The 26,387-nt window shown below is 62.8% G+C and carries 23 protein-coding genes; 19 read left to right on the forward strand and 4 right to left on the reverse strand.

Annotated elements, in window-relative coordinates:
- Positions 1-20: 20 nt before the first annotated feature.
- The 14 genes from mdh (at position 21) to ACX3OW_RS11460 (ending at position 15,733) form a co-directional block, all read left to right on the forward strand.
- Positions 21-983 carry a malate dehydrogenase gene (gene mdh, locus ACX3OW_RS11395; RefSeq protein ID WP_459095880.1) on the forward strand — a complete coding sequence of 321 codons (963 nt, stop codon included), beginning with the start codon at positions 21-23 and terminating at the stop codon, positions 981-983.
- Positions 984-1,096: 113 nt separating this feature from the next.
- A complete protein-coding gene (gene sucC / locus ACX3OW_RS11400) occupies positions 1,097-2,296 on the forward strand; it encodes an ADP-forming succinate--CoA ligase subunit beta (RefSeq protein ID WP_459095881.1) in 1,200 nt (399 codons plus the stop codon).
- A 24-nt stretch (positions 2,297-2,320) separates the two neighbouring features.
- Positions 2,321-3,226 (forward strand): succinate--CoA ligase subunit alpha, encoded by a 906-nt coding sequence (sucD, locus tag ACX3OW_RS11405; RefSeq protein ID WP_459095882.1) that lies wholly within the window; start codon positions 2,321-2,323, stop codon positions 3,224-3,226.
- Between the two features lie 200 nt (positions 3,227-3,426).
- Positions 3,427-6,429 (forward strand): 2-oxoglutarate dehydrogenase E1 component, encoded by a 3,003-nt coding sequence (locus tag ACX3OW_RS11410; protein ID WP_459095883.1) that lies wholly within the window; start codon positions 3,427-3,429, stop codon positions 6,427-6,429.
- A 12-nt stretch (positions 6,430-6,441) separates the two neighbouring features.
- Entirely contained in the window at positions 6,442-7,707 is a 1,266-nt protein-coding gene (gene odhB / locus ACX3OW_RS11415) for a 2-oxoglutarate dehydrogenase complex dihydrolipoyllysine-residue succinyltransferase (RefSeq protein ID WP_459095884.1), read from the forward strand.
- Between the two features lie 161 nt (positions 7,708-7,868).
- Positions 7,869-8,315, forward strand: coding sequence for a hypothetical protein (locus tag ACX3OW_RS11420; RefSeq protein WP_459095885.1), 447 nt, complete (start codon positions 7,869-7,871; stop codon positions 8,313-8,315).
- Between the two features lie 181 nt (positions 8,316-8,496).
- Positions 8,497-9,906 carry a dihydrolipoyl dehydrogenase gene (gene lpdA, locus ACX3OW_RS11425; protein ID WP_459095886.1) on the forward strand — a complete coding sequence of 470 codons (1,410 nt, stop codon included), beginning with the start codon at positions 8,497-8,499 and terminating at the stop codon, positions 9,904-9,906.
- Positions 9,907-10,188: 282 nt separating this feature from the next.
- Positions 10,189-11,166 (forward strand): TRAP transporter substrate-binding protein, encoded by a 978-nt coding sequence (locus ACX3OW_RS11430; protein WP_459095887.1) that lies wholly within the window; start codon positions 10,189-10,191, stop codon positions 11,164-11,166.
- A 61-nt stretch (positions 11,167-11,227) separates the two neighbouring features.
- Entirely contained in the window at positions 11,228-11,755 is a 528-nt protein-coding gene (locus ACX3OW_RS11435; protein WP_459095888.1) for a TRAP transporter small permease, read from the forward strand.
- A gap of 5 nt (positions 11,756-11,760) precedes the next feature.
- Positions 11,761-13,044 (forward strand): TRAP transporter large permease, encoded by a 1,284-nt coding sequence (locus tag ACX3OW_RS11440; RefSeq protein ID WP_459095889.1) that lies wholly within the window; start codon positions 11,761-11,763, stop codon positions 13,042-13,044.
- Between the two features lie 2 nt (positions 13,045-13,046).
- Positions 13,047-13,787 carry a FadR/GntR family transcriptional regulator gene (locus ACX3OW_RS11445; RefSeq protein ID WP_459095890.1) on the forward strand — a complete coding sequence of 247 codons (741 nt, stop codon included), beginning with the start codon at positions 13,047-13,049 and terminating at the stop codon, positions 13,785-13,787.
- Between the two features lie 14 nt (positions 13,788-13,801).
- Positions 13,802-14,632, forward strand: coding sequence for a 5-dehydro-4-deoxy-D-glucuronate isomerase (gene kduI, locus ACX3OW_RS11450; protein WP_459095891.1), 831 nt, complete (start codon positions 13,802-13,804; stop codon positions 14,630-14,632).
- Complete coding sequence (gene kduD / locus ACX3OW_RS11455; RefSeq protein ID WP_459095892.1) at positions 14,629-15,393, forward strand: 2-dehydro-3-deoxy-D-gluconate 5-dehydrogenase KduD; 765 nt, start codon at positions 14,629-14,631, stop codon at positions 15,391-15,393. The genes kduI and kduD overlap by 4 nt, the downstream gene beginning before the upstream one ends.
- Positions 15,394-15,397: 4 nt before the next feature.
- Positions 15,398-15,733: a cupin domain-containing protein gene (locus ACX3OW_RS11460; RefSeq protein ID WP_459095893.1), complete on the forward strand. Its 336-nt coding sequence runs from the start codon at positions 15,398-15,400 to the stop codon at positions 15,731-15,733.
- Here the strand turns inward: ACX3OW_RS11460 and ACX3OW_RS11465 are convergent.
- Complete coding sequence (locus ACX3OW_RS11465) at positions 15,705-16,343, reverse strand: hypothetical protein (protein ID WP_459095894.1); 639 nt, start codon at positions 16,341-16,343, stop codon at positions 15,705-15,707. The two genes, ACX3OW_RS11460 and ACX3OW_RS11465, sit on opposite strands and share 29 nt — an antisense overlap.
- A gap of 78 nt (positions 16,344-16,421) precedes the next feature.
- On the opposite strand from ACX3OW_RS11465, the gene ACX3OW_RS11470 reads away from it, so the two are divergent.
- From ACX3OW_RS11470 to ACX3OW_RS11485, 4 genes are all read left to right on the forward strand, one after another.
- Complete coding sequence (locus ACX3OW_RS11470) at positions 16,422-17,036, forward strand: trimeric intracellular cation channel family protein (protein WP_459095895.1); 615 nt, start codon at positions 16,422-16,424, stop codon at positions 17,034-17,036.
- Positions 17,037-17,141: 105 nt separating this feature from the next.
- Positions 17,142-18,359, forward strand: a complete 1,218-nt coding sequence (gene uxuA / locus ACX3OW_RS11475; protein ID WP_459095896.1) for a mannonate dehydratase — start codon at positions 17,142-17,144, stop codon at positions 18,357-18,359.
- 208 nt (positions 18,360-18,567) lie between these two features.
- Positions 18,568-20,463 (forward strand): ATP-binding response regulator, encoded by a 1,896-nt coding sequence (locus ACX3OW_RS11480; RefSeq protein ID WP_459095897.1) that lies wholly within the window; start codon positions 18,568-18,570, stop codon positions 20,461-20,463.
- A gap of 13 nt (positions 20,464-20,476) precedes the next feature.
- A complete protein-coding gene (locus ACX3OW_RS11485; RefSeq protein WP_459095898.1) occupies positions 20,477-20,872 on the forward strand; it encodes a response regulator in 396 nt (131 codons plus the stop codon).
- Positions 20,873-20,877: 5 nt separating this feature from the next.
- On the opposite strand, the gene ACX3OW_RS11490 is transcribed toward ACX3OW_RS11485, so the two are convergent.
- Together ACX3OW_RS11490 and ACX3OW_RS11495 are read right to left on the reverse strand one after the other, a co-directional pair.
- Positions 20,878-21,267 (reverse strand): response regulator, encoded by a 390-nt coding sequence (locus ACX3OW_RS11490; protein WP_459095899.1) that lies wholly within the window; start codon positions 21,265-21,267, stop codon positions 20,878-20,880.
- Positions 21,268-21,277: 10 nt separating this feature from the next.
- On the reverse strand, positions 21,278-22,624 hold the full coding sequence (locus ACX3OW_RS11495) for an aminotransferase class I/II-fold pyridoxal phosphate-dependent enzyme (RefSeq protein WP_459095900.1): 1,347 nt from the start codon (positions 22,622-22,624) through the stop codon (positions 21,278-21,280).
- Between the two features lie 208 nt (positions 22,625-22,832).
- On the opposite strand from ACX3OW_RS11495, the gene ACX3OW_RS11500 reads away from it, so the two are divergent.
- A complete protein-coding gene (locus ACX3OW_RS11500) occupies positions 22,833-25,232 on the forward strand; it encodes a putative bifunctional diguanylate cyclase/phosphodiesterase (protein ID WP_459095901.1) in 2,400 nt (799 codons plus the stop codon).
- A gap of 5 nt (positions 25,233-25,237) precedes the next feature.
- Here ACX3OW_RS11500 and ACX3OW_RS11505 read toward each other — a convergent pair whose 3' ends face one another.
- On the reverse strand, positions 25,238-26,380 hold the full coding sequence (locus ACX3OW_RS11505) for a succinylglutamate desuccinylase/aspartoacylase family protein (protein WP_459095902.1): 1,143 nt from the start codon (positions 26,378-26,380) through the stop codon (positions 25,238-25,240).
- Positions 26,381-26,387 lie beyond the last annotated feature (7 nt).

Raw genomic sequence — 26,387 nt, forward strand, 5'->3', positions numbered from 1 at the left:
GCAGTCTGGGATGAAGACTTATGGCGCGCAAGAAGATCGCTCTTATCGGCTCGGGTCAGATTGGCGGTACGCTCGCCCATCTCGCCGCTCTCAAGGACCTCGGCGACATCGTATTGTTCGATATCGTTGACGGGGTGCCCCAGGGCAAGGCGCTCGATATCTCCCAGTCGGCTCCGGTAGAGGGCTATGACGCCCGCATCACCGGCACCTCCAAATACGAAGATCTGGCGGGCGCTGACGTGGTCATCGTCACCGCCGGCGTGCCGCGCAAGCCGGGCATGAGCCGCGACGACCTGCTCGAAATCAACCTCAAGGTGATGGAGCAGGTAGGCGCAGGCATTGCCAAATATGCCAAGGACGCCTTCGTCATCTGCATCACTAACCCGCTCGACGCGATGGTCTGGGCGCTGCAGAAGTTCTCTGGCCTGCCCACCAACAAGGTGATCGGCATGGCCGGCGTGCTGGACAGCTCGCGTTTCTGCCATTTCATCGCCGACGAGCTTGGCGTGTCCGTTCAGGACGTCAATGCCTTCGTGATGGGCGGCCATGGCGACACCATGGTGCCGCTGGCCCGCTACTCGACCGTCGCCGGCATCCCGCTCACCGACATCGTCAAGATGGGCTGGATGAGCAAGGAGCGCCTCGAAGAAATCATCCAGCGCACCCGCGATGGCGGCGCCGAGATCGTCGGCCTGCTCAAGACCGGTTCGGCCTTCTACGCTCCTGCCACTTCGGCCATCGCCATGGCCGAGAGCTACCTCAAGGACAAGAAGCGCGTGCTGCCCGCTGCCGCCTATCTGGATGGCCAGTATGGCGTGAAGGGCACCTATGTCGGCGTGCCGGTGGTCATCGGCGCCGGTGGCGCCGAGAAGGTCATCGAGATTTCGCTGAACTCGGCGGAGCAGAAGGCATTCGACAAGTCGGTTGCCTCGGTCGAAGGCCTGATCGACGCCTGCAAGAAAATCGCGCCCAAGCTGGCGTAACCGCACATTTTACGTCGGATTGTCGTCTCCTCCCCGTAGGGGGAGGGGCGGCAGACTGAATGGCCCGGGCTACCAGTCGGGCAGCAGAATTTCACCCATAAAGGGGACTTTGAATGAACATCCATGAACATCAGGCCAAAGAGCTGCTGAAGTCGTATGGCGCGCCGGTTGCGGCGGGCGTGGCGATCTTCTCGGCCGACGACGCTGCTGCGGCTGCCCAGTCGCTGCCGGGTCCGCTCTATGTGGTCAAGAGCCAGATCCACGCCGGTGGGCGCGGCAAGGGCAAGTTCAAGGAGCTCGGCCCCGATTCCAAGGGCGGCGTGCGTCTCGCCAAGACCATCGACGAGGTCGTGGCCTTCTCCAAGGAAATGCTGGGCAACACGCTGGTGACCAAGCAGACCGGCGACGCCGGCAAGCAGGTCAATCGCCTCTATATCGAAGACGGCGCCGACATTGCCCGCGAGCTGTATTGCTCGCTGCTGGTCAATCGTGAGAGCGGCCGGGTCTCCTTCGTGGTTTCCACCGAAGGCGGCATGGACATCGAGGCCGTGGCCGAGCACACGCCGGAAAAGATCATCACCGTCGATATCGATCCGGACACCGGCGTGACCGCAGCCGATGTGGCCACCATCGTTGGCGCGCTGGCGCTCGATGGCGATGCCAAGGCCGATGCCACCACGCTGTTCCCGATCCTCTACAAGGCGTTCACCGAAACCGACATGAGCCTGTTGGAAGTGAACCCGCTGATCGTGCTGACCGATGGTCACCTGCGCGTGCTCGACGCCAAGGTCAGCTTCGACAACAATGCCGCCTTCCGCCACGACGAGCTGAAGCCCCTGCGTGACCTCTCCGAGGAAGACGCCAAGGAAATCGAAGCCTCGAAGTATGATCTCGCCTATGTCGCCCTCGACGGCAATATCGGCTGCATGGTCAATGGCGCCGGTCTGGCCATGTCCACCATGGACATCATCAAGCTCTACGGCGCCGAGCCGGCAAACTTTCTCGACGTTGGTGGCGGTGCCTCCAAGGAGAAGGTGACGGCGGCGTTCAAGATCATCACGGCCGATCCGGCGGTGAAGGGCATCCTGGTCAACATCTTCGGCGGCATCATGCGCTGCGACGTCATTGCCGAAGGCGTGATCGCTGCGGTCAAGGAAGTCGGCCTGCAGGTGCCGCTGGTGGTGCGTCTCGAAGGCACCAACGTCAAGGAAGGCAAGGCCATCCTCAATCAGTCCGGCCTCAACGTCATCTCCGCTGATGACCTCGATGACGCGGCGCAGAAAATCGTCGCTGCCGTCAAGTCCGCTGCCTAACGCCCTGCAAGAGAGACCAAACCAATGTCGATTCTCGTCAATAAAGACACCAAGGTTCTCGTTCAGGGCCTGACCGGCAAGACCGGCACCTTCCATACCGAGCAGGCACTGGCCTATTACGGCACCAAGATGGTCGGTGGCACCCATCCTAAGAAGGGCGGCGAGTCCTGGTCGTCGGGCGTTGATGGCACCCAGCTGCCGATCTTTGCCTCGGTAGCCGAGGGCAAGGAACGCACTGGCGCCAATGCTTCGGTGATCTATGTGCCGCCTCCGGGCGCTGCCGCTGCCATCGAAGAAGCCATCGACGCGGAAATCCCGCTGATCGTCTGCATCACCGAAGGTATTCCGGTGCTCGATATGGTGCGGGTCAAGGCCAAGCTGGCCAAGTCCAAGTCGCGCCTGCTTGGCCCGAACTGCCCGGGCGTGCTGACGCCGGAAGAATGCAAGATCGGCATCATGCCGGGCTCGATCTTCTCCAAGGGTTCGGTGGGCATTGTTTCGCGCTCCGGCACTCTTACCTATGAAGCCGTGTTCCAGACCACCAATGAAGGCCTGGGCCAGACCACCGCTGTCGGTATCGGCGGCGACCCGGTCAAGGGCACCGAATTCATCGACATGCTGGAAATGTTCCTCGCTGACGAAGCCACCAAGTCGATCATCATGATCGGCGAAATCGGTGGTTCGGCTGAAGAAGACGCCGCCCAGTTCCTGATCGATGAAGCCAAGCGCGGCCGCAGCAAGCCGATGGCTGGCTTCATCGCTGGCCTCACTGCACCTCCGGGTCGCACCATGGGTCATGCTGGCGCCGTAATTTCAGGCGGTAAGGGCGGGGCGGAAGACAAGATTGCCGCGATGGAAGCTGCGGGCATCCGCATGTCGAAGTCGCCGGCCCGAATCGGCCGCACCCTGAGCGAACTGCTCAAGGGCTAAGTCTGCCGTGCTTTCGCCTCCCGGCGATGCTGCGCAGATCACGATTAGATGAGCGGCGGCGCCGGGTGGCGGCGCCGCAAGTCTTAACAAGATACAAAGGATATGCAGTCACTATCCCCGAAAATTGTGACTGTTGAGATCAGGCCGCAGGCCGGTTCATTGAGAAGGATGGCGGGGCGTGGGCCTCGCATAAAAACGCGATGACACGACAGGAAAAGAACGACACGTTCTTGCTGACCTCGTTCCTCTATGGTGGGAACGCCGACTACATCGAGCAGCTCTATGCCCGCTACCGGACCGATCCGTCCAGCGTGGATGAGACCTGGCAGAGCTTCTTCTCCAAACTCGGCGACGGCGACGGCGTTGCCGAGCAGAACGCCGAAGGTCCCAGCTGGGGCCGGGCGGACTGGCCGCAGAGCGCCAAGGGCGAGCTGATCAGCGCGCTGGATGGTGACTGGGGCGACATTGCCGTCAAGGCCGAGAAGGCCATCGCCAAAAAGGCCGAGGCGCTCGGCGTCGCCAAGACCAGCGTCGCCGACGTGATGCAGGCGACCCGCGACTCGATCCGCGCCATCATGATGATCCGCGCCTACCGCATGCGCGGGCATCTGCATGCCGATCTCGATCCGCTCAAGATGATGGAAGAAGAGCCGGCGCCGGAACTCGATCCGGGCAGCTACGGCTTCACCGAGGCCGATTACAGCCGCAAGATCTTCATCGACAACTATCTCGGTCTTGAATACGCGACCCTTCCCGAGATGCTGGCGATCCTGCGCCGCACCTATTGCGGCACCGTCGGCATCGAATTCATGCACATGTCCGATCCTGAGGCCAAGCAGTGGATTCAGGAACGCATCGAAGGCCCGGACAAGGAAATCACCTTCACGCCCGAGGGCAAGAAGGCGATCCTGTCCAAGCTGATCGAGGCCGAAGGCTTCGAGAAGTTCATCGACGTCAAATATACCGGCACCAAGCGCTTCGGCCTTGATGGCAGCGAATCCACCATTCCGGCGCTTGAGCAGATCATCAAGCGCGGCGGTGCCCTGGGCATCAAGGACATCGTGCTGGGCATGGCTCACCGCGGGCGTCTCAACGTGCTGACTCAGGTGATGGCCAAGCCGCACCGCGCGCTGTTCCACGAATTCAAGGGCGGCGCCTTCTACCCCGACGACGTCGAGGGTTCGGGCGACGTGAAGTACCACCTGGGTGCCTCGTCTGACCGCGAGTTCGACGGCAACAAGGTTCACCTGTCGCTGACCGCCAATCCGAGCCATCTCGAAATCGTTGATCCGGTGGTGCTGGGCAAGTCCCGCGCCAAACAGGACCAGCATATTTCGCCCGATGGCAAGCTGGTCAACATGGACCAGGACGGTCGTCCCGACCGCTCCATGGTGCTGCCACTGCTGATCCATGGCGATGCCGCCTTTGCCGGGCAGGGCGTGATCGCCGAGTGCCTGGGCCTGTCGGGCCTCAAAGGGCACCGCACGGGTGGTTCGATCCACTTCGTGATCAACAACCAGATCGGCTTCACCACTTCGCCGATGTATTCGCGTTCGTCGCCCTATCCGACCGACGTCGCCAAGATGATCGAAGCGCCGGTGTTCCACGTCAACGGGGATGACCCGGAAGCCGTGGTGTTCGCCGCCAAGGTGGCGGTGGAATATCGCCAGAAGTTCGGCAAGCCGGTCGTCATCGACATGTTCTGCTATCGCCGCTTCGGCCACAACGAAGGCGACGAGCCCAGCTTCACCCAGCCGCTGATGTACTCCAAGATCCGCTCGCACAAGACGACGCTGGAGCTGTATTCGGACAAGCTGGTGGGCGAAGGCCTGCTGACGGCGGCCGAGGTCGACAAGCTCAAGGCCGATTGGCGCGCCACGCTCGAACGCGAGTTCGAGGCCGGGCAGGACTATCGTCCGAACAAGGCCGACTGGCTTGATGGCGCCTGGAAGGATTTCCGTCAGGCCGATCAGGAAGGGCCGCGTCGCGGCACTTCCGGGGTCGAGATGGACCGTCTGACCGCGATCGGCACCGCGCTGACCCGCGTGCCGGAAGGCTTCAACGTCCACCGTACGGTCAAGCGCTTCATGGATAACCGCCTGGCGGCGATCCAGTCCGGCGAAGGCATTGATTGGGCGACGGCGGAGGCCTTGGCCCTTGGCACGCTGGTGACCGATGGTCATCCGGTGCGCCTCAGCGGTCAGGACGTGGAACGCGGGACCTTCAGCCAGCGCCATTCGGTGCTGAATGATCAGCTCGTCGACAACAAGAGCTATACCCCGCTCAACAACCTCGCGCCGGACCAGAGCCGCTATGAGGTCATCAACTCGATGCTGTCCGAAGAGGCGGTGCTCGGGTTCGAATATGGCTACTCGCTGGCGGAGCCCAAGGCGCTGACCATCTGGGAAGCCCAGTTCGGTGACTTCGTCAACGGCGCCCAGGTGGTGATCGACCAGTTCATCAGCTCGGGCGAGCGCAAGTGGTTCCGCATGTCGGGCCTCGTGATGCTGTTGCCGCATGGCTATGAAGGGCAGGGCCCGGAGCATTCCTCGGCGCGTCCCGAGCGGTTCCTGCAGCTCTGCGCCGAAGACAATATGCAGGTCGCCAACTGCACCACGCCGGCCAACTATTTCCACATCCTGCGCCGGCAGGTGACCCGCGACTTCCGCAAGCCGCTGATCCTGATGACGCCCAAGAGCCTGCTGCGCCACAAGCGTGCCACCTCGGGGCTGGTCGAACTGGGGCCGGATTCCTGCTTCCATCGTCTGCTGTGGGACGATGCCGAAGCGCCGGGCGTGCCCAAGACGACCACCAAGCTGGTGGGCGACGACAAGATCCGTCGCGTCGTGCTGTGCACCGGCAAGGTCTATTACGACCTGCTGGAAGATCGCGAGAAGAAGGGCATCAACGATGTCTATCTGCTGCGCATCGAGCAGCTCTATCCGTTCCCGGCCAAGGCGCTGCTGGACGAATTGAGCCGCTTCCAGAATGCCGAGATCATCTGGTGTCAGGAAGAGCCCAAGAATATGGGTGCCTGGGCCTTCATTCAGCCCTATGTTGAGTGGGTCTTCGACCAGATGGGCCGTACCGGCCAGCGCGTGCGCTATACCGGTCGTCCGGCTTCGGCCTCCACTGCCACGGGTCTGATGCGGACCCATCTCGCCCAACTGCAGGCCTTCCTCGACGAAGCCCTCGGCAGCTAAAAGGACCAAACAATGTCGACTGAAATCCGCGTCCCCACTCTTGGCGAAAGCGTCACCGAGGCAACGATTGGTCAGTGGTTCAAGAAGGTGGGTGACACTGTCACCGCCGATGAGCCCATCGTCGAACTGGAAACCGACAAGGTGACCATCGAAGTTCCTGCGCCGGCTTCCGGCGTGCTCGAAGCCATCGCCGTCCAGCCGGGCGAGACGGTGGATGTCGGCGCGCTGCTCGGCGCCATCGGTGGGGCTGGTGCCGTCGCTGCTGCGGCTCCGGCTGCTGCCGCGCCGACCCCGGCCAAGGCCGAGGTTCCCGCTGCCAATGCTGCCGGTCCCGAGCCGGTCAAGCCTGCCACCACCACCATGGCGCCGGCCCCGTCGGCGCAGAAGCTGATCAATGAAAGCGGCCTTGCCGCTGGCGATGTCGCTGGTTCGGGCAAGCGCGGTCAGGTGCTCAAGGAAGACGTGCTGTCGACCCTGGCCAAGCCTGTCGCCGCGCCGGCTGCTGCTACCGCTCCGGTGGCCAAGGCCGAAGCCCCCAAGGCGCCGGCTCCGCGTGGTCCGGTTGCTGCCGATGATGCGAGCCGCGAAGAGCGGGTCCGCATGACCCGCCTGCGCCTGACCATCGCCCGCCGCCTCAAGGATGCCCAGAACACCGCCGCCATGCTGACCACCTTCAACGAGGTGGACATGAAGCCGGTGATGGACCTGCGCGCGTCCTACAAGGAACTGTTCGAGAAGAAGCACGGCGTCAAGCTCGGCTTCATGGGCTTTTTCACCAAGGCCGTGGTGCACGCCCTCAAGGAAATCCCCTCGGTCAATGCCGAGATCGATGGCGATGACCTGATCTACAAGAACTACGCCCATATCGGCGTGGCTGTGGGCACCGAAAAGGGCCTCGTCGTGCCGGTGGTGCGCGATGCTGACCAGATGTCGATTGCCGATATCGAGAAGTCGATCAACGCGCTCGGCAAGAAGGCCCGCGACGGTCAGCTGTCGATGGCCGACATGCAGGGCGGCACCTTCACCATCTCCAATGGTGGCGTTTATGGCTCGCTGATGTCGACGCCGATCCTCAATGCCCCGCAGTCGGGTATTCTGGGCATGCACAAGATCCAGGAGCGGCCCGTAGTGGTCGGCGGTCAGATCGTCATCCGTCCGATGATGTATCTGGCACTGAGCTACGACCACCGGATCGTCGACGGCAAGGAAGCCGTGACCTTCCTGGTGCGCGTCAAGGAAAGCCTTGAAGCACCCGAGCGTCTGGTGCTCGACCTCTAGTTTTGCCGCATTGCGGTGACATGAATTGGGGTCCGCTACGGCGGGCCCCTTTTTGTTAGCAGGATCGTGATGTGGGTTAAGTGCGATGCTAACAGTCTGTTAACGCGCGTGCCGCACATCACACCCTCTGTTATCGCGTTTTTTAAAGAGTAGTGCGCCTGTTGCGATCCCTGGTTTTTCCCGCTGTCATCTGGCTCGCCGCACTGATCCCCGCCGCCGCACAGGGCGCGGGCGACGCCGAGTTGATCGGCGAATTGATGGCATTTCATGGCTCGCAGGCCATCGTCTCGGCCATGACCACCCATTGCTACGAGACCACCGGGCTCGACCCCGCCTATAAGAGCGCCAACGACAATTGGTATCTGCGCAATATCGGCTTTCTCGATCTGGCCGACCGGGTGATCGCCCGGCTGGGCGGCGCCGCCGAGGGCCAGCAGCAGGCCGCCGAAACCTATGGCGGCACCCAGATCATGAGTGCCTACAATCAAGCGCCGGACAAGAATCTGTTCTGCCGGGGCCTGCTCGAGCAGATCGACAATGGGGCGCTCGATATCGACAAGCAGCTGCCGACGGCGCTTGGCAAGGCCCAGGCCATCGCCTCGGAGTAATACGCCGCCTCATGCTTTTGGCCGGCTTCGCTTTTGCCGCGCGATTGATTAGATATGCTTCCGGTGGCGGGGCTTTTCCTGCCATGGCTGGTGGTTTATTCCGAGCACTGGCATTACAGTCATTCCGCTTGCCGTGCGCGTGGCACTGGCGCAGCAACACTAACCAGTTTCGGGGCTTTCCATGGCAGACGCGTTCGACCTCATCATCATCGGCTCGGGTCCGGGCGGCTATGTCGCGGCGATCCGGGCAGCGCAGCTTGGGATGAAGGTTGCCGTTGTGGAGAAGTGGCCAACGCTGGGCGGCACCTGCCTCAATGTCGGCTGCATCCCCTCCAAGGCCCTGCTGCATGCTTCCGAGCTGTTCGAAGAGGCCGGACATGGCTTCAAGGCGCTGGGCATCGATATCCCGACGCCGGTGCTGAACCTGCCGCAGATGATGAACCACAAGACCGAAACGGTCGCCGCCAATGTCGGCGGGGTGGATTATCTGTTCAAAAAGAACAAGATCACCACGCTGCGCGGCATCGGCACCATCGTGTCGCCCGGCAAGGTGCTGGTGACGCCGCAGACCGGCGCAGCCAGCGAATATGAAACCAAGAACATCGTCATTGCCACCGGCTCGGTCTCGGCCGGCCTGCCGGGCATCGATATCGATGAAAAGACCGTCGTCTCCTCGACCGGCGCGCTGACGCTGGACAAGGTGCCGGCCAGGCTGCTGGTGATCGGCGCCGGCGTGATCGGGCTCGAGCTGGGTTCGGTCTGGGCCCGGCTGGGCAGCCAGGTCACCGTGGTCGAATATCTCGACCGCATCCTGCCGGGCATGGATAGCGAAGTGGCCCGCCAGTTCCAGCGCATGCTGCAGAAGCAGGGCATGGAGTTCAAGCTCTCCAGCAAGGTTGCCGGCATCGACAAGCAGGACGACGGCTCGCTCAAGGTCCGGGTCGAACCGGCCAAGGGCGGCGACATGGAACTGCTCGACGCTGACGTGGCGCTGGTCGCCATCGGCCGCAAGCCGTTCACCGAAGGGCTGGGCCTCGACATTGTCGGCGTGGCGCTGGACGAGCGCGGCCGCGTCCGCGTCGATGCACAATATAAGACCTCGGTGGATGGCATCTATGCCATTGGCGACGTGATCACCGGCCCGATGCTGGCGCACAAGGCCGAGGATGAGGGCATTGCCGTCGCCGAAATCCTCAATGGCCAAGCCGGCCATGTGAACTACGCCGTCATGCCGGCGGTGGTTTACACCAATCCGGAAATCGCCACGGTGGGCAAGACCGAGGACGAGCTGAAGGCCGAAGGTATCGACTACAAGATCGGCAAATTCCCCTTCACCGCCAATGGCCGCGCCAAGGCGATGCTGGCGACGCAGGGTTTTGTCAAAATCCTCGCCGATGTCGAAACCGACCGCGTGCTGGGCGCCCATATCGTCGGCAAGAATGCCGGCGAAATGATCCACGAACTGGTGGTGCTGATGGAATTTTCCGGCGCCGCCGAAGATCTGGCCCGCTCGACCCACGCCCATCCGACCCTGTCGGAAGCGGTGCGCGAAGCCGCGCTGTCGCTGGGCGATGGCGCCATCCATATCTGACGGCTGATCCAGCCCGATACTCTCAACGCCGCTGGCTCCCGCCGGCGGCGTTTTTGTTTATGCGCCACACGCGCGCGCGGAGTCGTCATACAAGTTGCGGATTATTGTATGTTGACTTCTTTTTCGTCCTTCCATACCAGTTTTCCACCAAGCATATTTGGAGTCCAGATGGGGCGTCAGGTGGCTTGATGCGGCGGGAGGGAGATCCGCCGCGAAGCGAAACGGCATCGCATAAACGGCGCGAGAACGGGCCGGACCGATGTCACCTTTGGGAGGACTTCAATGTTGCATCTGCCTAAACTGGCGGCGAGCGTACTCGTCGCTGCATCCCTGATGGTATCGACGGCCAGCGCCCAGACGGTGCTGCGCTCGTCCGATACCCACCCCGATGGCTATCCGACCGTCGAAGCGGTCAAGCATTTCGGTGAATTGCTGAGCGCCAAGACCGATGGCCGCTATTCGGTTGAAGTGTTCCACTCCGCCCAGCTCGGCGAAGAAAAGGACACCATCGAACAGACCCAGTTCGGCGTTATCGACCTCAACCGCATTTCCATCGGCGCCTTTGGTACCCAGGTGCCTGAGGCCACCGTCACCCAGCTGCCCTATATTTTCCGCTCGGCCGACCATATGCATCATGTGCTCGATGGTCCGATCGGCGCGGAAATCCTGGCCGCCTTCGACGCGGTGGATGTGATCGCTCTGGCCTATTACGACGGCGGCGCCCGCTCGTTCTACAACAGCAGCAAGCCCATCACCACGCCAGCCGATATGGCGGGGATGAAGCTGCGCGTCATGCAGTCGGATATCTTCGTCGACATGGTCGCGGCTTTTGGCGGCAATGCCACCCCGATGCCCTATGGCGAAGTCTATTCGGGCATTCAGACCGGCGTTATCGACGGTGCCGAGAATAACTACCCCAGCTATGACACCGCCGGCCATGCCGAAGTCGCCAAGTTCTATTCGCTGGACGAGCATCTGATGGTGCCCGAAGTGCTGGTCATCTCCAAAATCATCTGGGACGCCCTGACGCCAGAAGACCAGGCGCTGTTCCGCGAAGCCGCCCAGGAATCGGTGGCCAAGCAGCGCGAGCTGTGGGCCGCCAAGGAAGTTGAATCCAAGGCAGCGGTCGAAGCGCTCGGCGCCAAGATCAACGAAGTCGACAAGCAGCCCTTCATCGATGCCATGGGTCCGGTTTACGACAAATACGTGACCGATCCGGCCCTCAAGGACCTGGTCGCCCGCATTCAGGCGACTGAATAGTCCACGCTATCCGGGTCGGCGCTCAGCGCCGGCCCGGTTCTGCTTGCTGGAGGGATAAGTCATGCGAGACAGGCTGCTGTCGATCAGCCACGGGCTGGGAAAACTCTCGAACGCCGCATTGTGGCTGGCCGGTATCGGCCTCGTCGCCATGACCGGCATTGTCGCCTATCAGGTGTTCATGCGCTTCGTGATCAATGCCTCGCCGGCCTGGACCGAGTCCGGCTCGATCATGATCATGACCTGGTTCATTTTCCTCGGCGCTGCCGTGGGCGTGCGCGAGAACTTCCACATGGGGTTCGACGTGCTGATCTATGTGCTGCCGCCCGGCGCCAAGCCCTGGCTGCGCGCCATCAGCGATATCTGCGTTTTCGGCTTTGCCGCCGGCATGGTGTTTTACGGTGGCGAGCTGGCCATTCGCTTCTGGTCGACGCGCATCCCCGTGCTCGGCCTGCCCACCGCCTTTACCTATTTCCCCATCGTGATCTCGGGCGTCCTGATGTGCCTGTTCTCGCTGGAGCGCCTGCTGCTGCGGGCTGCCGGCGAGCCGATTGACGACATCCCTGTCGATCCCACGATCACCGAGGCCTGAGACTTATGGAATATTGGATTCTCTTTGGCGTCTTCTCCGTGCTGATGGTCATCGGCACGCCGATCGCCTATTGCCTCGGCATCGCCAGCTTCGCCACTATCATCTATCTCGGCCGCCCGGCCATCGTGGTGTTCCAGCAGCTCAATTCGGGCGTCTCCGCCTTCACCCTGCTGGCCATTCCCTTCTTCATTTTTGCCGGCGATCTGATGATGCGCGGCGGTATTGCCTCGCGGATCATTGCCTTTGCCGGCTCATTGATCGGCCATGTGCGGGGCGGGCTGGGGCAGGTCAATATCGCCGCTTCTACGCTGTTCGGCGGCATTTCCGGCTCGGCCGTGGCCGAGGCAGCCGCTGTTGGCGGCATCATGATCCCGCAGATGAAGGCGCGCGGCTATGGCGCCGACTATGCGGTCAATGTGACTTCGATGGCGGCGCTGATCGCGCTGCTGCTGCCGCCCAGCCACAATATGATCATCTATTCGCTGGCCGGCGGGGGCAATATTTCCATTGCCGACCTGTTCACCGCCGGCATCATTCCCGGCCTGTTGCTGGCCGCAGCGCTCAGCGTCACCGCCTATGTGGTGGCGGTGAAACGCGGCTATCCCACCGAGAAATTCCCCGGCTTCCGCAAAGCCGGCTATTTCCTCGTCGTCTCGATTCCCGGCCTGATGCTGATCGCTATCATCTTCGGCGGCGTGCGCTCGGGCATTTTCACCGCCACGGAAAGCTCCTGCATCGCCGTGATCTATGCGCTGCTGGTGACGCTGCTGGTCTATCGCTCGCTGAGCTGGAGCGAGTTCATCCATTCGGTGCTCGGCGCGGTGCGGACCACGGCCATGGTGCTGTTCATCATCGGCGCGGCGGCCTCGTTCGGCTGGCTGATGGCCTATCTCAAGGTCGCCACCATCCTCACCGCCGGCATGGCGGCGATCTCCAGCGACCCGCTGCTGGTGCTGATCATGATCAATATCGTGCTGCTGCTGCTCGGCACCTTCATGGATATGGGGCCACTGATCATCATCACAACACCGATCTTCCTGCCCATGGTGAAGACCTTTGGGGTGGACCCGGTGCATTTCGGCGTTATCATGATCCTCAATCTCGGCATTGGGCTCAATACACCGCCACTCGGGCCCGTGCAGTTCGTCGCTGCGGCGGTGGGTAAAATTACCGTCATGGAAGCGATGAAGAGCATCTGGCCATTCTATCTGGCCGGCATAATCGTGCTGGGGCTGGTGACCTATATTCCAGCCCTGTCGCTGTGGCTGCCGGCCATGTTCCGGGGTTAGCTGTGGCCCTGAACGAGATCATCGCGCCCAGCCGCAAGCCCAAACTGGCCGAACTGGTCATCGACACCATGCGCCAGCGCATTGCTGCCGGTGACTATGGCACCGGCAGCAAGCTGCCCACCGAAAGCCAGATGACCAAAATATTCGGGGTCAGCCGCACGGTGGTGCGCGAGGCCATTGCGGCGCTGGCGGCCGATGGGATCGTCGAGGCGCGTCAGGGCGCGGGCGTGTTCGTGATAGCACGCGCCGGTCTGCGGGCTATCGACAGCGGCAACCGCATCTCTGATGCGATTAACGTACTCGAAGTGCGCATGGGTATCGAGATCGAGAGCGCTGGCCTGGCCGCGCAACGGCGGACCAACTCGCAGGATGCCGCGATCCACGAGGCGTTCCATGAGTTCGACAGATTGCTGGAGCGCGACGAGCCGACCGGCAAGGCCGACTTCTACCTTCACCATGCCATCGCTGCGGCCACCAGCAATCCCTTCTATGTCGAGGTGCTCAACGCCTTGGGGCCGCGCGCCATTCCCTGCGATGTCACGTCGCCATGGCGCATTGAAACTGTCCTGACACGCGAGTACCAGCGGGCCGTGCAGGCCGAGCACTGGTTGATCGTCGCTGCAATCACCGAACAGGACAGCGAAGCCGCGCGCAAAGCAATGCGCCAGCACCTGTTGCGCAGCCAGGAACTTTATCGGCAACGCCTTCTCGAAGGCGGGCCGTCTTCGAACTCAAGCCAATAGCTACAGGAATAATCATGACCACCGATTACGACATTCGCTTCGCCGTTGACCCGGTGAGCACTGCCACCATGAACACCGAAGAGCTGCGCGAGCATTTCCTCATCGAAGACCTGTTCGCCGATGGCGCCGTCAACTGGACCTATACCCATTATGACCGCATGGCCGTGGGTGGCGCGGTGCCGGGCGCCAAGCCGCTGGTGCTCGAAACCATCAAGCCGACCGGCACCGCCAACTTCCTTGATCGGCGCGAGCTGATCGCCGCCAATATCGGCGAAGCTGGCACCATCACCGTTGATGGCAAGGATTACGCCGTCGGCCCGCGCGACATGCTCTATGTCGGCATGGGCGCCAAGGATGTGCGCTTTGCCGGCGCCGGCGCCAAGTTCTACCTGCTCAGCGCGCCGGCCCATGCCAGCCATCCGACGACGCTGATCCGCCAGTCCGACGCCAAGCGCCTCGAAATGGGCAGCCAGCAGACGGCCAACGAGCGCACCATCTACCAGTTCGTCAACGCCGACAGCGTCAAGACCTGCCAGTTGGTGGTGGGGCTGACCAGCTTTGCGCCCGGCTCGGTGTGGAACACCATGCCGGCCCATGTGCATGACCGCCGCATGGAGGCCTATCTCTATTTCGACCTGCAGCCCGACGCCTTCGTGCTGCATCTGATGGGCGAGCCGGACGAAACCCGCCATCTGATCGTGCGCAATGAAGAGGCGGTGATCTCGCCGCCCTGGTCGATCCATGCGGGCGCCGGCACCGGCTCCTACACCTTCATCTGGGCCATGGCCGGCGACAATGTCGACTATACCGACGCCGAAAAGATCGGCATGGACGAGTTGCTGTGACCGATCTCAGCGCCTTCAATCTGACCGGTAAAACCGTGATGGTCACCGGCGCCAATACCGGCATCGGCCAGGGCATTGCGCTCAGCATTGGCCGGGCCGGTGGTACGGTGATCGGCGTCGGGCGGTCCAGCATGGAGCAAACCACGGGCATGATGGACGCCATCGGCGCGCCCTTCACGGCCGTGCAGGCCGATCTCGGATCCGCCAGTGCCGCCCAGGCGATGTTTGACGCCGCCTGGGACGCCTATGGCCCGATCGATGGGCTGGTCAATAATGCCGGCATCATCAAGCGGGCCGACGCGGTAGACCTCACCGAGGCCGACTGGGACAGCGTGATGGACATCAACCTCAAGACGATGTTCTTTCTCTGCCAGTCGCTGGGCAAGAAAGCCCTGGCCGAGGGCCGCACCGGCAAGATCGTCAACATCTCCTCGATGCTCAGCTTTCAGGGCGGCATCCGAGTGGCGAGTTACACCGCCTCCAAAAGCGGCGTGCTGGGCATCACCCGCCTGCTGGCCAATGAGTGGGCAGCGCAGGGCATCAACGTCAATTCCATCGCCCCCGGCTATATCGAGACCAACAATACCGAAGCTTTGCGGGCCGATCCCGACCGCTCGGCCTCGATCCTGGGCCGTATTCCGGCCGGGCGCTGGGGCGCGCCCTCCGACATTGGCGACGCGGCAGTCTTCCTGCTGTCGCGTGCTTCCAACTACATGCATGGCGCGGTCATCCCCGTGGATGGCGGCTGGCTCGCGAGGTAACACTATGACTGAACAACAGCTGTTCGCGCAGCCGGACGCGGGCGAAATCGTCGTCATGGCGCCGGGCAATACCCGCCGCGTTTTGATCCACACGCCCGAGATGATGCAGGTGGAATTCTGCTTCGACAAGGGCGCCGTCGGCGCGCTGCATAGCCACCCCCATATCCAGGTCAGCTATGTCGCCGAAGGCGCGTTCGAGGTGACCATTGACGGCCAGACCCAGGTTGTCGGCACCGGCGGCAGCTTCATCGTGCCGAGCGGGCTGGTGCATGGCGTGGTGGCGCTGGAAAAAGGCCGGTTGATCGACGTGTTCAATCCGCTGCGGCAGGATTTCCTGTAGCCGCCAGCATCGCGGCATAGGCATTTTCATGCGTGCCACCCCAATTATCCTTTCCCGGTGCGGTCAAACGCCCGCGCCGGGGCGGGATGAAGCTGTAGATGCTGCGCACCGGTTGCTCGCGCCATTGCAGGTTGAAAGCCGCCAGCTTGGGGAAGAATTCCATGTCGTGATAGGGCAGGTGGTCATGCACCCACCAGGCCATCGCCTCCCAGTCGCCGGTGCGCTGGTAATAGGGCACGAAGCGATTGACGACGATGCAGGCGGTGGCGCCCATGCGGCCTGCGGCGTCGCGGCGGTCCCAGATATGGCCGGCATAATTGGTTTCGTTGCGCCCGCAATTGAGTTTGTTGGCATTGCCGAACTGGTTGACCTCTGCCGAGCGAAACGCCGAGCGGATGGAGATCTTGCCGAAGCGGGCCTGGAGCGGTTCGAGCAGGGATTTGCACAGCATGCTGCCGGCAGCGATGGCCAGATCGGGGTCGTCGGGGATATTGGCGAAGCCATGCAGCCCCGCAATTTCGGAATAGAGAAAATCGCGGAAAAAGAAGTTTTCCGAGAGCTGCACGCGGCCCAGTTCTTCGAGGGCCTTGACGGATTTAGGTTGGCGCATGGGACCCTCGCTGGAGGCGACAGTTTCATGCCATAAATGGACGGTCGCAACCCGGTTTTGGCGGGCACAGGAACAAGCATGCTGGAAGTGATGTTTTACATCGCCGTCGCCGCCGAGGCGATGACGGCGGCGCTGGCGGCGGGGCGGCGCAAGATGGACTGGTTCGGCGTGTGCCTGCTGGCCTGCGTCACGGCGCTGGGCGGCGGCACCATCCGCGACATTTTTCTCGGCCATTACCCGCTGTTCTGGGTGAAGAACCCCTATGTGCTGCTGCTGGTCTGCGGCGCGGCGCTGCTGACCATTGCGCTGGCGCGGGTGGTGGACAGGCTGCGCTGGCCGTTCCTGCTGCTCGACGGGCTGGGGCTGGTGGTGTTCACCATCATCGGCTGCAATGTCGCGCTCGAGGTGGGCGCCCATCCGCTGATCGTGCTGGTCGCCGGCATGGTCACCGGGATTTTTGGCGGCATCCTGCGCGACGTGTTGTGCAATGACGTGCCGCTGGTGTTTCGCGCCGAGCTTTACGCCACCGTCTCCATTGTCACCGGGGCGATCTATTATTTCGGCCTGGCCGCCAATCTGAACCCCGAGCTGGTGATGCTGGCGGCGCTGGCCGTGGGCTTCCCGCTGCGCGTGCTGGCCATCATCTACAAATGGGAAATGCCCAAATTCGTCTACGACAAGGATTTGTCGTGAGTGGGCCGGCAATAGGGCTTTGCGGGCCGGCCGGCTTATGGCAAGGCTCTACCATACTAGAGTGCGGTAGCGCGCTTTTACGCTGACGTTTTTGGAGTGCCTGATTTGCGACAGACTTGGCGGTGGTTCGGTCCCAAGGACCAGTGCAGCATCGACGATATCACCCAGGTGGGCGCTGCCGGCGTGGTGAGCGCCCTGCATCATGTGCCCAATGGCCAGGTGTGGACGCCCGAGGAAATCGCTCAGCGCCACACCGAGATCGCCTCCCGCAAGGATGGCACGGCCTCGGGGCTGACCTGGGATGTGGTGGAAAGCCTGCCGGTCAGCGAAGACATCAAGAAGCAGAAGAACGACTGGCGCGAGCATATCGAGGCCTACAAGGTTTCGCTGCGCAATCTGGCCGCCAGCGGCATGGAAGTGATCTGCTACAATTTCATGCCGGTGCTGGATTGGACCCGTACCGATCTGCGCTGGACCGTGCCCAATGGCGCGTCCTGCATGCGCTTCGACATCAATGATTTCGCCGCCTTCGACATTCATGTGCTCAAGCGCCAGGGCGCCACGGCGGACTATACCAACGCCATCGCCGATCAGGCCGAACGCCGCATTTCCGCGATGGATGACAATGCGCGCAAGCAGCTGGCCCGCAATGTCACCATGGGCCTGCCCGGCTCGACCGAGTCGATGTCGCTGGAAGATGTGCAGGCCCATCTCGATGAATATGGCGCCATCACCCGCGACCGCTTGCGCGCCAATTTCGTCGATTTCCTCGATGCCGTAGTGCCGACCGCCGAAGATCTGGGGCTGCGCCTCTGCTGCCACCCGGACGATCCCCCGTTCGCCCTACTCGGCCTGCCGCGGGTGATGTCGACCGAGGCGGATTATAAATACATGCTCGACGCGGTGGACAGCCCGGCCAATGGCATGACCTTGTGCTCCGGCTCGCTCGGCGCGCGGCCCGACAATGATCTGCCGGGGATGATGGAGCGGCTCGGCGACAAGGTGCATTTCCTGCATCTGCGCAACGTCAAGCGCGACAATGATGACATTGTCGGCTCGTTCTACGAGGCCGAGCATCTGGGCGGCGATACCGACATGGTGGCGTTGATCGCTGCCATCCTGCGCGAAGAGGCCAAGCGCCGCGCGGCCGGACGCAAGGACCACGCCATCCCGATGCGCCCCGACCACGGCCAGGATATCCTCGACGATCTGGGCCGGCGCTCGCAGCCGGGCTATCCGACCATCGGCCGGATGAAGGGCCTGGCCGAACTGCGCGGCGTGATGACCGCGCTGGAGCACCCAAAACTGGGGCTGGGCCGCTAACGCCCGCTCCATCCCACCCAGGGATGTCACCCCGGCCTTGGGCCGGGGTCCCTCCTGGGATCGTCCAGTTGGGCCACCCCAGGATGGCACCGATTGGGTGGCGAAACGCCTCCCCCGGCGCTTACGTCCATAATCGGAACAATAGTTTACGACTTTTTCAAAGAGTTGGGACCACAGTCTGGCGGCATATCCTGCGCGAGGCGGCTCCGTGGCACTTCTGACGGCGTTCCAACGGCTGATGAACTGGTTTATCCCCGAACACCTGAAAGGGGATTTGCACACGCGCAAACGCCTGCAGATGTTCATCATCAGCCATCTGTTCGGGCCGATCATCGCCACGCCGATCCCGGTGTTTCTCTGGTTCGCCGACCCTCAACCCTTGCCGCATGTGCCGATCTTGGCGGCGTCGATCTATGGCTTCTGGCCGTTTCTGGCGCTGGTGAAGCTGTTCCCGCGCGCTTACACGCCGCTGGCCATGGCCTCGGTGCTGAACCTGACCTTCGCCATTCTGTGGGGCACCTATAATTACGGCGGCACCAGCTCGCCCTTCCTGCTCTGGTTCGTGCTGACGCCGCTGCTGGCCTTCATGTATCTGGGCTCGACCTGGACGGCGCGTATCTTCGTTTTCGGCCAGATCACGCTGGGCATTGCCGCGCTTTATGGCTTCTACCTGTTCAGCAATTTCCCCCAGCATATCCCGCTCGAAGACATGGCGGTGCCCGGCATGCTGTCGGCACTGGGCGCCAATATCTACGTCTTCATGATGGCGGCCTATTACTCCAGCGTGGTGGACAGCCAGTCCGAGCTGATCAAGGAAATCGACCGCCACCAATCCACCCTCAAGGCACTGACCAGCGCCAAGGATGAGGCCGAGCGCGCCAATGGCGCCAAGTCGGAATTCCTGGCCAAGATGAGCCACGAGCTGCGCACCCCGCTCAATGCAGTGCTGGGCTATTCGGAAATCCTGCTCGAAGACGCCGAACTTGACGGGCGCGGCGAGCAGATTGCCGACCTGCAGAAGATCAGCGCCGCCGGCAAGCATCTGCTGGCCATGGTCAATGACATTCTGGATATCTCCAAGATCGAGGCCGGCAAAATGGCCCTGCATCTGGAAAATCTCGATATCGACGCGTTGATTGACGAGGTCGAGGCCACGGCGCGGCCCTTGGCGGCCAAAAATACCAATAGCTTCGTCGTCGCGCGCGGTGCCGATCTTGGCAGTATGCGCGCCGACGCTACCAAGCTGCGTCAGGCGATTTTCAACCTGCTGTCCAACGCCGCCAAATTCACCCAGAACGGACAGATCACCCTGTCGGTGCAGCGGCGCAACGAGATGGTGGAAATTGCGGTGATCGACACCGGCATCGGCATTTCGCTGGAACAGCAAAAGGTGCTGTTCGCCAATTTCACCCAGGCCAGTTCTAGAATCGCCGCCGTCTATGGCGGCACCGGGCTGGGACTGTCGCTGAGCCAGAATCTGTGCCGGCTGACGGGCGGGCAGATCGAGATCGAGAGCGAACTGGGCAAGGGCAGTCGCTTCACCATTTGTCTGCCGGTGCAGAGCGTGCAGGCAGAGCCCGCACAGTCGCCGATCGTGTCGTCGCAGAAGGAGCGGCTGCAGGACGAGGCGTTCCTGGCCGAAGGCGAAGCCGAGATCGGCCAGCGCCGGTCCGGCTTTGTCGGCATGAGCGGACACGCCGGCAATCACGACAAGCGGCCGCGCATTCTGGTGGTGGATGACGACCGCAACTTCCTCGAACTGGCGGAACGCCTGCTGATCAAGGAAGACTACACCCCGATCTGCACCGATGCGCCGCAATCGGCGCTGCAGATCGCCCGCACGGTCAAGCCGGCGGCGATCTTCCTCGATATTCTGATGCCCGGTTTTGATGGCTGGGATGTGCTGGCGGCGCTCAAGGCCGATCCGGTGACCACGGACATCCCGGTCTTCATGATCTCGATCCTGGCCGAGCGCAGCAAGGCGCTGGCGGCCGGGGCCGACGGCATCGTGATGAAGCCGCTCGACACCAGCAAGGTCAAGGCGGCGCTGGCCGGGCTCAAGGCTACGCGCGGTTCGCGCGCCAAGGCCGCCAGTGCATCATAGGGAGCCCCACGAAATGGCCCTGGTCCTCATCGTCGAAGACAACCCGATCAACCGCGACGTGCTCGGCCGCCGGCTGGAGCGGCGTGGCTTTTCCATCCGCTTTGCCGAGGATGGTCCCAGCGGCATCGCCGCCGCCAAGGCACTGATGCCGGACGTCATCCTGATGGATATCGGCTTGGGAGAAATGGATGGCTGCGAGGCCACCCGCCGTATTCGCGCCGACCCGGAAACGGCGGCCCTGCCGATCATCGCCCTGACGGCGAGCGCCTTTGAGAGCGACCGCGCCAATGCGCTGGCGGCGGGCTGCATCGACTTCGACACCAAGCCGGTGGATCTGCCGCGCCTGCTCGGCAAGATGCAGGCCGTGCTGGGGCCCAAGACCCCCGCAGCCGCGATGAACTACGGCTAAGACGTTCAGCCCGCCTTGGACAGCCGGATGGTCAGCGTTTCGCGCAGGCGGGCGATGTCCAGCGGCTTTTGATGCACATAGGGGAGCCGCAGCCCCATCAGTTCGGCGGCGCTTTGCGTCATCCGCAGCGTCTGCTCATCCTGGCCGCTGACGATGATGATCTCGCCGCCATAATTGGCCTCTGCCAGCAGGCGGAACAGTTCGATGGCGTCGACATGGGGCATGGAGATATCCACGCTCATCACGTCGGGACGCAACGCGGCGACGAGATTGATCACACCACGCGAATCCGAGGTGGCAAAGGCGTCATAGCCGCAACGCTCTGCCACCCGGACAATCAGTTCGGCCGACGCCGCATCGTCGTCGACCGCAAGGAGTGTGGGAGCGTGGCGCATCGTCCCGCCTTTATGCCGCCGCGCTGGCGGCGGCGCGGGCTTGCTGGCCCTCATGGCCGAGGCGGTATTCCAGATCGGCATCTCGCATCGCCTTGGCGAGGATGGCAACCACCTGATCGATATCGTCCTTGCTATGCGAGGCCATGACCTGGAAGCGGAACCGCGCGCCGCCCTGCGGCACTGCCGGATATTCGACCAGATTGGCAATGCCACCCATCGCCATCAGATGGCGGCTGGCAAAGCGGCCGACGCCTTCGAGGCCCAGCCGCACCGGCACGATCGGCGAAGGGTCGCCCAGCGTTTCGAGACCGGCACGAGCCATTTCGGCGCGCAGATAGAGAATATTGTCCATCAGCTTGCGGCGCAGCATGCGGCCTTCCTCGGAGCGCACGATATTGAGCGCGCAGAGCACCGTGGCCGCCTGCACCGGGGAGAGGGCGTTGGAGAAGGTGTGGGTGGCGCTGTAATATTTCAGATATTCAGCACTGGCCTTGTCCTTGACGGCGATGAAGCCGCCATTGGAGCCAAACGTCTTGGAAAAGCTGCCGATGATGATGTCGGCGGCATCCATCGCATTCTGCAGGCCGAGATGGCCGAGCCCGTCATCGCCGATGGAGCCCAGATCATGCGCGCAATCCACCAGCAAAGTGGCAGCATGCTGGTCGCAAAGTGCACGCATCGCCAACAAGTCTGGCGTGTCGGAATGCATCGAGAACAAGCTCTCGGTCACCACCATGATGCCGTTTTCCTGGTCGCTGGCGCGGATGCGCTCCAGCTTGCGGGCGAGGGCGTCAAGGTTGAGGTGGCCGTGATAGTGGATGTTCTGGGTGGCGGATTTGGCGCCTTCCTGGAGGCACGAATGGGCCAGGATATCCATCACCACATGATCATTGGCGCGCACGAAACCCTGCACCGAACCGTAGCCGGCGGCCCAGCCGGTGGGGTAGAGTACGATTTCGCGGCCGCCGAGAAATTCGGACAGGCCCTGTTCGAGCAGCAGGGAATTGGCGGTGTTGCCGAGCAGCGCGGCCGAGCCTGCGCTATGCACACCATAATCGGTGATGGCCTGGATCGCGGCTTCCTTGATGGCCGGGTGCGAGGACAGGCTCAGATAATCCTGGCTGGCAAAGTTGATCCCGGAGAAGCTTTCGCCAGTATCGCTCCTGGCCTCGCAGCGGGCCTGGGGCGCAGTGGAGGTGGAGCGGGCATAGGGCCACATATCATGCTCACGGCGCACATTCTGCCAGGCATAGAAGCCGGCAACGCGGTTGATCAGATCGGGCCCTTCGGGGGCCCGGAAATCACGCAGGCTGCCCGTCAGGGCAGCCTCGGGGACCGCATTGGTCTTGCCTGTCATTGACGCTCTCCAGTGGGGACGTTGCTGCCCTCGCTTTACAAAAAACTACAAGGGGCGCTTGAAAAACGGCTTAAGCTACGCGGTTTATTTTGCGTAACCCCAGTGGTGACTTGGTTTGAGCTTAACGAATGGTATTGTTAAAATACCTGCTTCCGGCCCGTGGCGACAACATACGTAAAATTAAGTGCTCACCCCCCATGTTAGCGGGATGAGCGTCATTCCCGGTGTGGGCCTGATATCCCTGATCAACGGCTTCGTCGATCGCGCCATCGGCGCGGACGGGTTGGCGCCGCCTGTGCGCAACAAGCTGTTGCGCCAGCAATTGGGTTCGGTGAGCCGGATGACCCCGGCCATGCTGGCGGCGTCGCTGGTGGTGTCCGTCGTGTTCCTGGTGTTGAGCTGGCAGACGCCGGGCTTCTGGCCGGTCCTCGTTGCCCTGACCATCATCAATCTGATCGCCTTGCACGGCATCTACGTCGCCTTCGGGCGGCGGCCGGCGCGGGCGGAGCGGGCATCGCACCGGTCGGTCACCAGCACGGTGACCCACGCGCTGCTGATGGGGCTGCTCTGGGGTTTCGTGCTCAATGTGCTGCCGGTCTATGAGGACCTGACCCTGCGCGGCGCGGTGGCCATCGGCGCCGGCGGCCTTCTATGCATTTCGATGATGGCGCTGGTGAATTATCCACAGGCGCTGGCGGCGTTCTGCATTCCGTTGCTGATTGGGGCATTGGGCAGCGTGCGGGTGCTGCAATCGGGCCCCGATATCTGGGCCTATGGCGCGCTGCTGATGGGCTTTACCACCATCATGGTGGTGGTGGCGCTCAACCACGCGGCGGCCTTCGTGGCCTATCGAGCCTCGGAAACCCTGGTCGACGAGAAGCGCGAAATCATCAGCCTGCTGCTGCGGGAATTTGAGGAAAGCACCTCGGACTGGATTTGGGGCTTTGACGAGGATGGCGCCATCAACCGCATGTCGGCGGGCTTCACCACGGCGACCGGCGTGGGCGAAGAGGCGTTGGTCGGCGCTGACTTCGTGCATTTTCTGCGCTGCATCACCCCGCCCAATGATCCGCTGGTGCTGCATCTCGAGCAGGACGTGGTGGCCCAAAATACGTTTCAGGATATCGAGTTGCGCGTGACCGCCGATGGGCGCGAATGCTGGTGGAGCCTGACCGGCAAGCCGGCCTTTGACGAAAGCGGCAATTATCTGGGCTATATCGGCACTGGCTCGGATGTGACCGAGCGCAAGCTGGCCGAGCGCCGCATCACCATGCTGGCGCATCACGACTCGATGACCGGGCTGCTCAATCGCACCAAATTCACCGACCAGCTCAATAGCTGCGTGGCGCGGCTGGAGCGCTATGGCACGCCGTTTTCGGTGATGTTCCTTGATCTGGACCAGTTCAAATCGGTCAATGACAGCCGTGGCCATATGGCTGGCGACAAGCTGCTGGTGATGGTGGCCAAGCGCGTGCAGGCGATGGTGCGGGAAACCGATCTGGCGGCGCGGCTGGGGGGCGACGAGTTCGCCATCATCCTGCCCAATGATTGCAATGTGGATAGTGTCGGCCGGCTGGCGATGCGGCTGATCGAGGAGATCAGGCAGCCCTATCTGATCGATGATGATCAGGTGAGCGTCGGCGTCAGCATCGGCATCGCCATGGCGCCGATGAACGGCACGCGGCCCGACCAGATCCTGCGCAATGCCGATCTGGCGCTGTATCGCGCCAAGGCCGATGGCCGGGCGGTCTATCGCTTCTTTGAAAGCCAGATGGATTCGGAGGCGCGCGAACGGCGGCTGCTGGAAGTCGAATTGCGCGACGCCATCACCAAGGACGAGCTGGTGCTGTATTACCAGCCACTGGTATCGGCGAGCGACGAAATGCCCACCGGCTTCGAGGCGCTGATCCGCTGGAACCACCCGATTCGCGGGCTGGTGCCGCCGGCCGAGTTCATCCCCATCGCCGAACAATCCAACCTCATCGTCGATATCGGCGACTGGACCATTGTGCAGGCCTGCGCGGCGGCGGCGACCTGGCCGGAACACCTCACTGTAGCGGTGAACCTGTCAGCCAAGCATTTCCGCCGTTCGGACATCTCGGTGGTGGTCAAGCGAGCGCTGGCGATTTCAGGGCTGGCGGCGCATCGCCTCGAGATCGAAATCACCGAAGGCCTGCTGATGGAGAATCCCGACGAGGTGGTGGAAAAGCTCGGCGAAATTCGCGCGCTCGGCGTCACCATCGCCATGGATGATTTCGGCACCGGCTACTCCAGCCTGAGCTATCTGCTGAAATTTCCCTTCGACAAGATCAAGATCGACCGCTCCTTCGTCGACGCCTCCAGCGATGACGAGGTGGCGCGCGATATCCTCAAGGCGATCGCCTCACTGGGCAAAACCCTCAAGCTCAAGATCACCGCCGAGGGCGTCGAGACCAAGGCGCAGGCCGACTTCCTCTCGGAGATCGCCTGTCACCAATTGCAGGGTTTCTATTTCGCCCGGCCGCTGGACCATATCGACCTGCCGCATTATCTGCTGACCCATGTCATCCCCCGGGCGCCGGCGCTCAAGGCCGAAGCCGAGGCGAAGCTGGCCGGGCTGGTGGGGTAGGGGCCTCAGTCCTCCAGCAGATAGCCACCGGCCCGCGTGGGCAGCACGTCGGCGCCGACGATCTTGGCGACATTGCCGCCCCGCATCACGAATTTTGCCATCACCCGCGACAGCACGAAGCCATCCGTGCCGGACAGGATCGGGCGGCGGGCCATGAAGGCCTCTGGGCCATCCATGGCGATGAGGTCGGCAATCGGCTGGCCCTTGCTGACGCGCTCACCCAGCTCCACCCGATAGGCCAATAGGCCCGGCGCATCGACGCGCAGCACCTCGGTGGCCTCAAACGGCGTTGGCGCCGGCGCCGGAACCGGCTTGGGCCCCGGATCGGCCGCGATGAGGCCCCGGCCGGCAAAGAAGCCGAACAGGCCGGCGGCATCGGCTTTGCCCAGAGCGTCAAAGCTATCGGCCTGACCGCGATATTCCAGCGTCGCCGTTTCGGCGCCATTGGGAATGGGACGGTCGGGATGAGCCAGCCGCGCCTTGCGATAGAGCGAGGGCAGCACCTCATCGAAGGAGCCACCGCCGCTGTCCTCGGCGGTCAGGGTGGCGGCAACGCCCATCCAGTCGGCGAGGTCCTGCAGGCCGGGCATCAGCTCGGGCGAGGTGAAGATGTGTTTCAGGCTATCGTCGTCGCAATGCAGGTCGAGCACGATATCGGACGCCACCGCCGAGCGCAGCACCAGCAGGCGCAATTGCTGGGCGGCCGAGCCGGGGCGCTGGCTGTCGATCCATTCGGTCACCGCCGCGCGGATGCTGGCGATATTGGTCGCCGGATCATCGCTCAGCCGGCCGGCGATGGCTTCGGCAATCTGCGGATAGAGGTCGGGCCAGCGCCGGTTGTAGTTGACGCCGGTCTGCACGTCGTAACGCCCGATATGGTGGCGCAGCGAGCGGTTGGCGAAACCCAGCGGATTGACCGAGGGAAACACCGTGAACTGCGCCTTGAGCTGGCCGGCGGCATCGGCGTCGCGCAGGCGCGGCAGCAGATGATGCAGCGCCATGGTGCCGGGCTGCTCATCGGCGTGCAGCGCCGCCTGCAGATGCACGCGGGTTGGCGCATCGGCCGGGCCGATTGTGTACCAATAGAGTTCGGTGGCAGCGCCGGGGGTATCGCCCGCCAGCACATGGCGATGCAGCTCAAAACTCATGTCGGTT

The organism is Devosia sp. A449 (assembly GCF_054489375.1).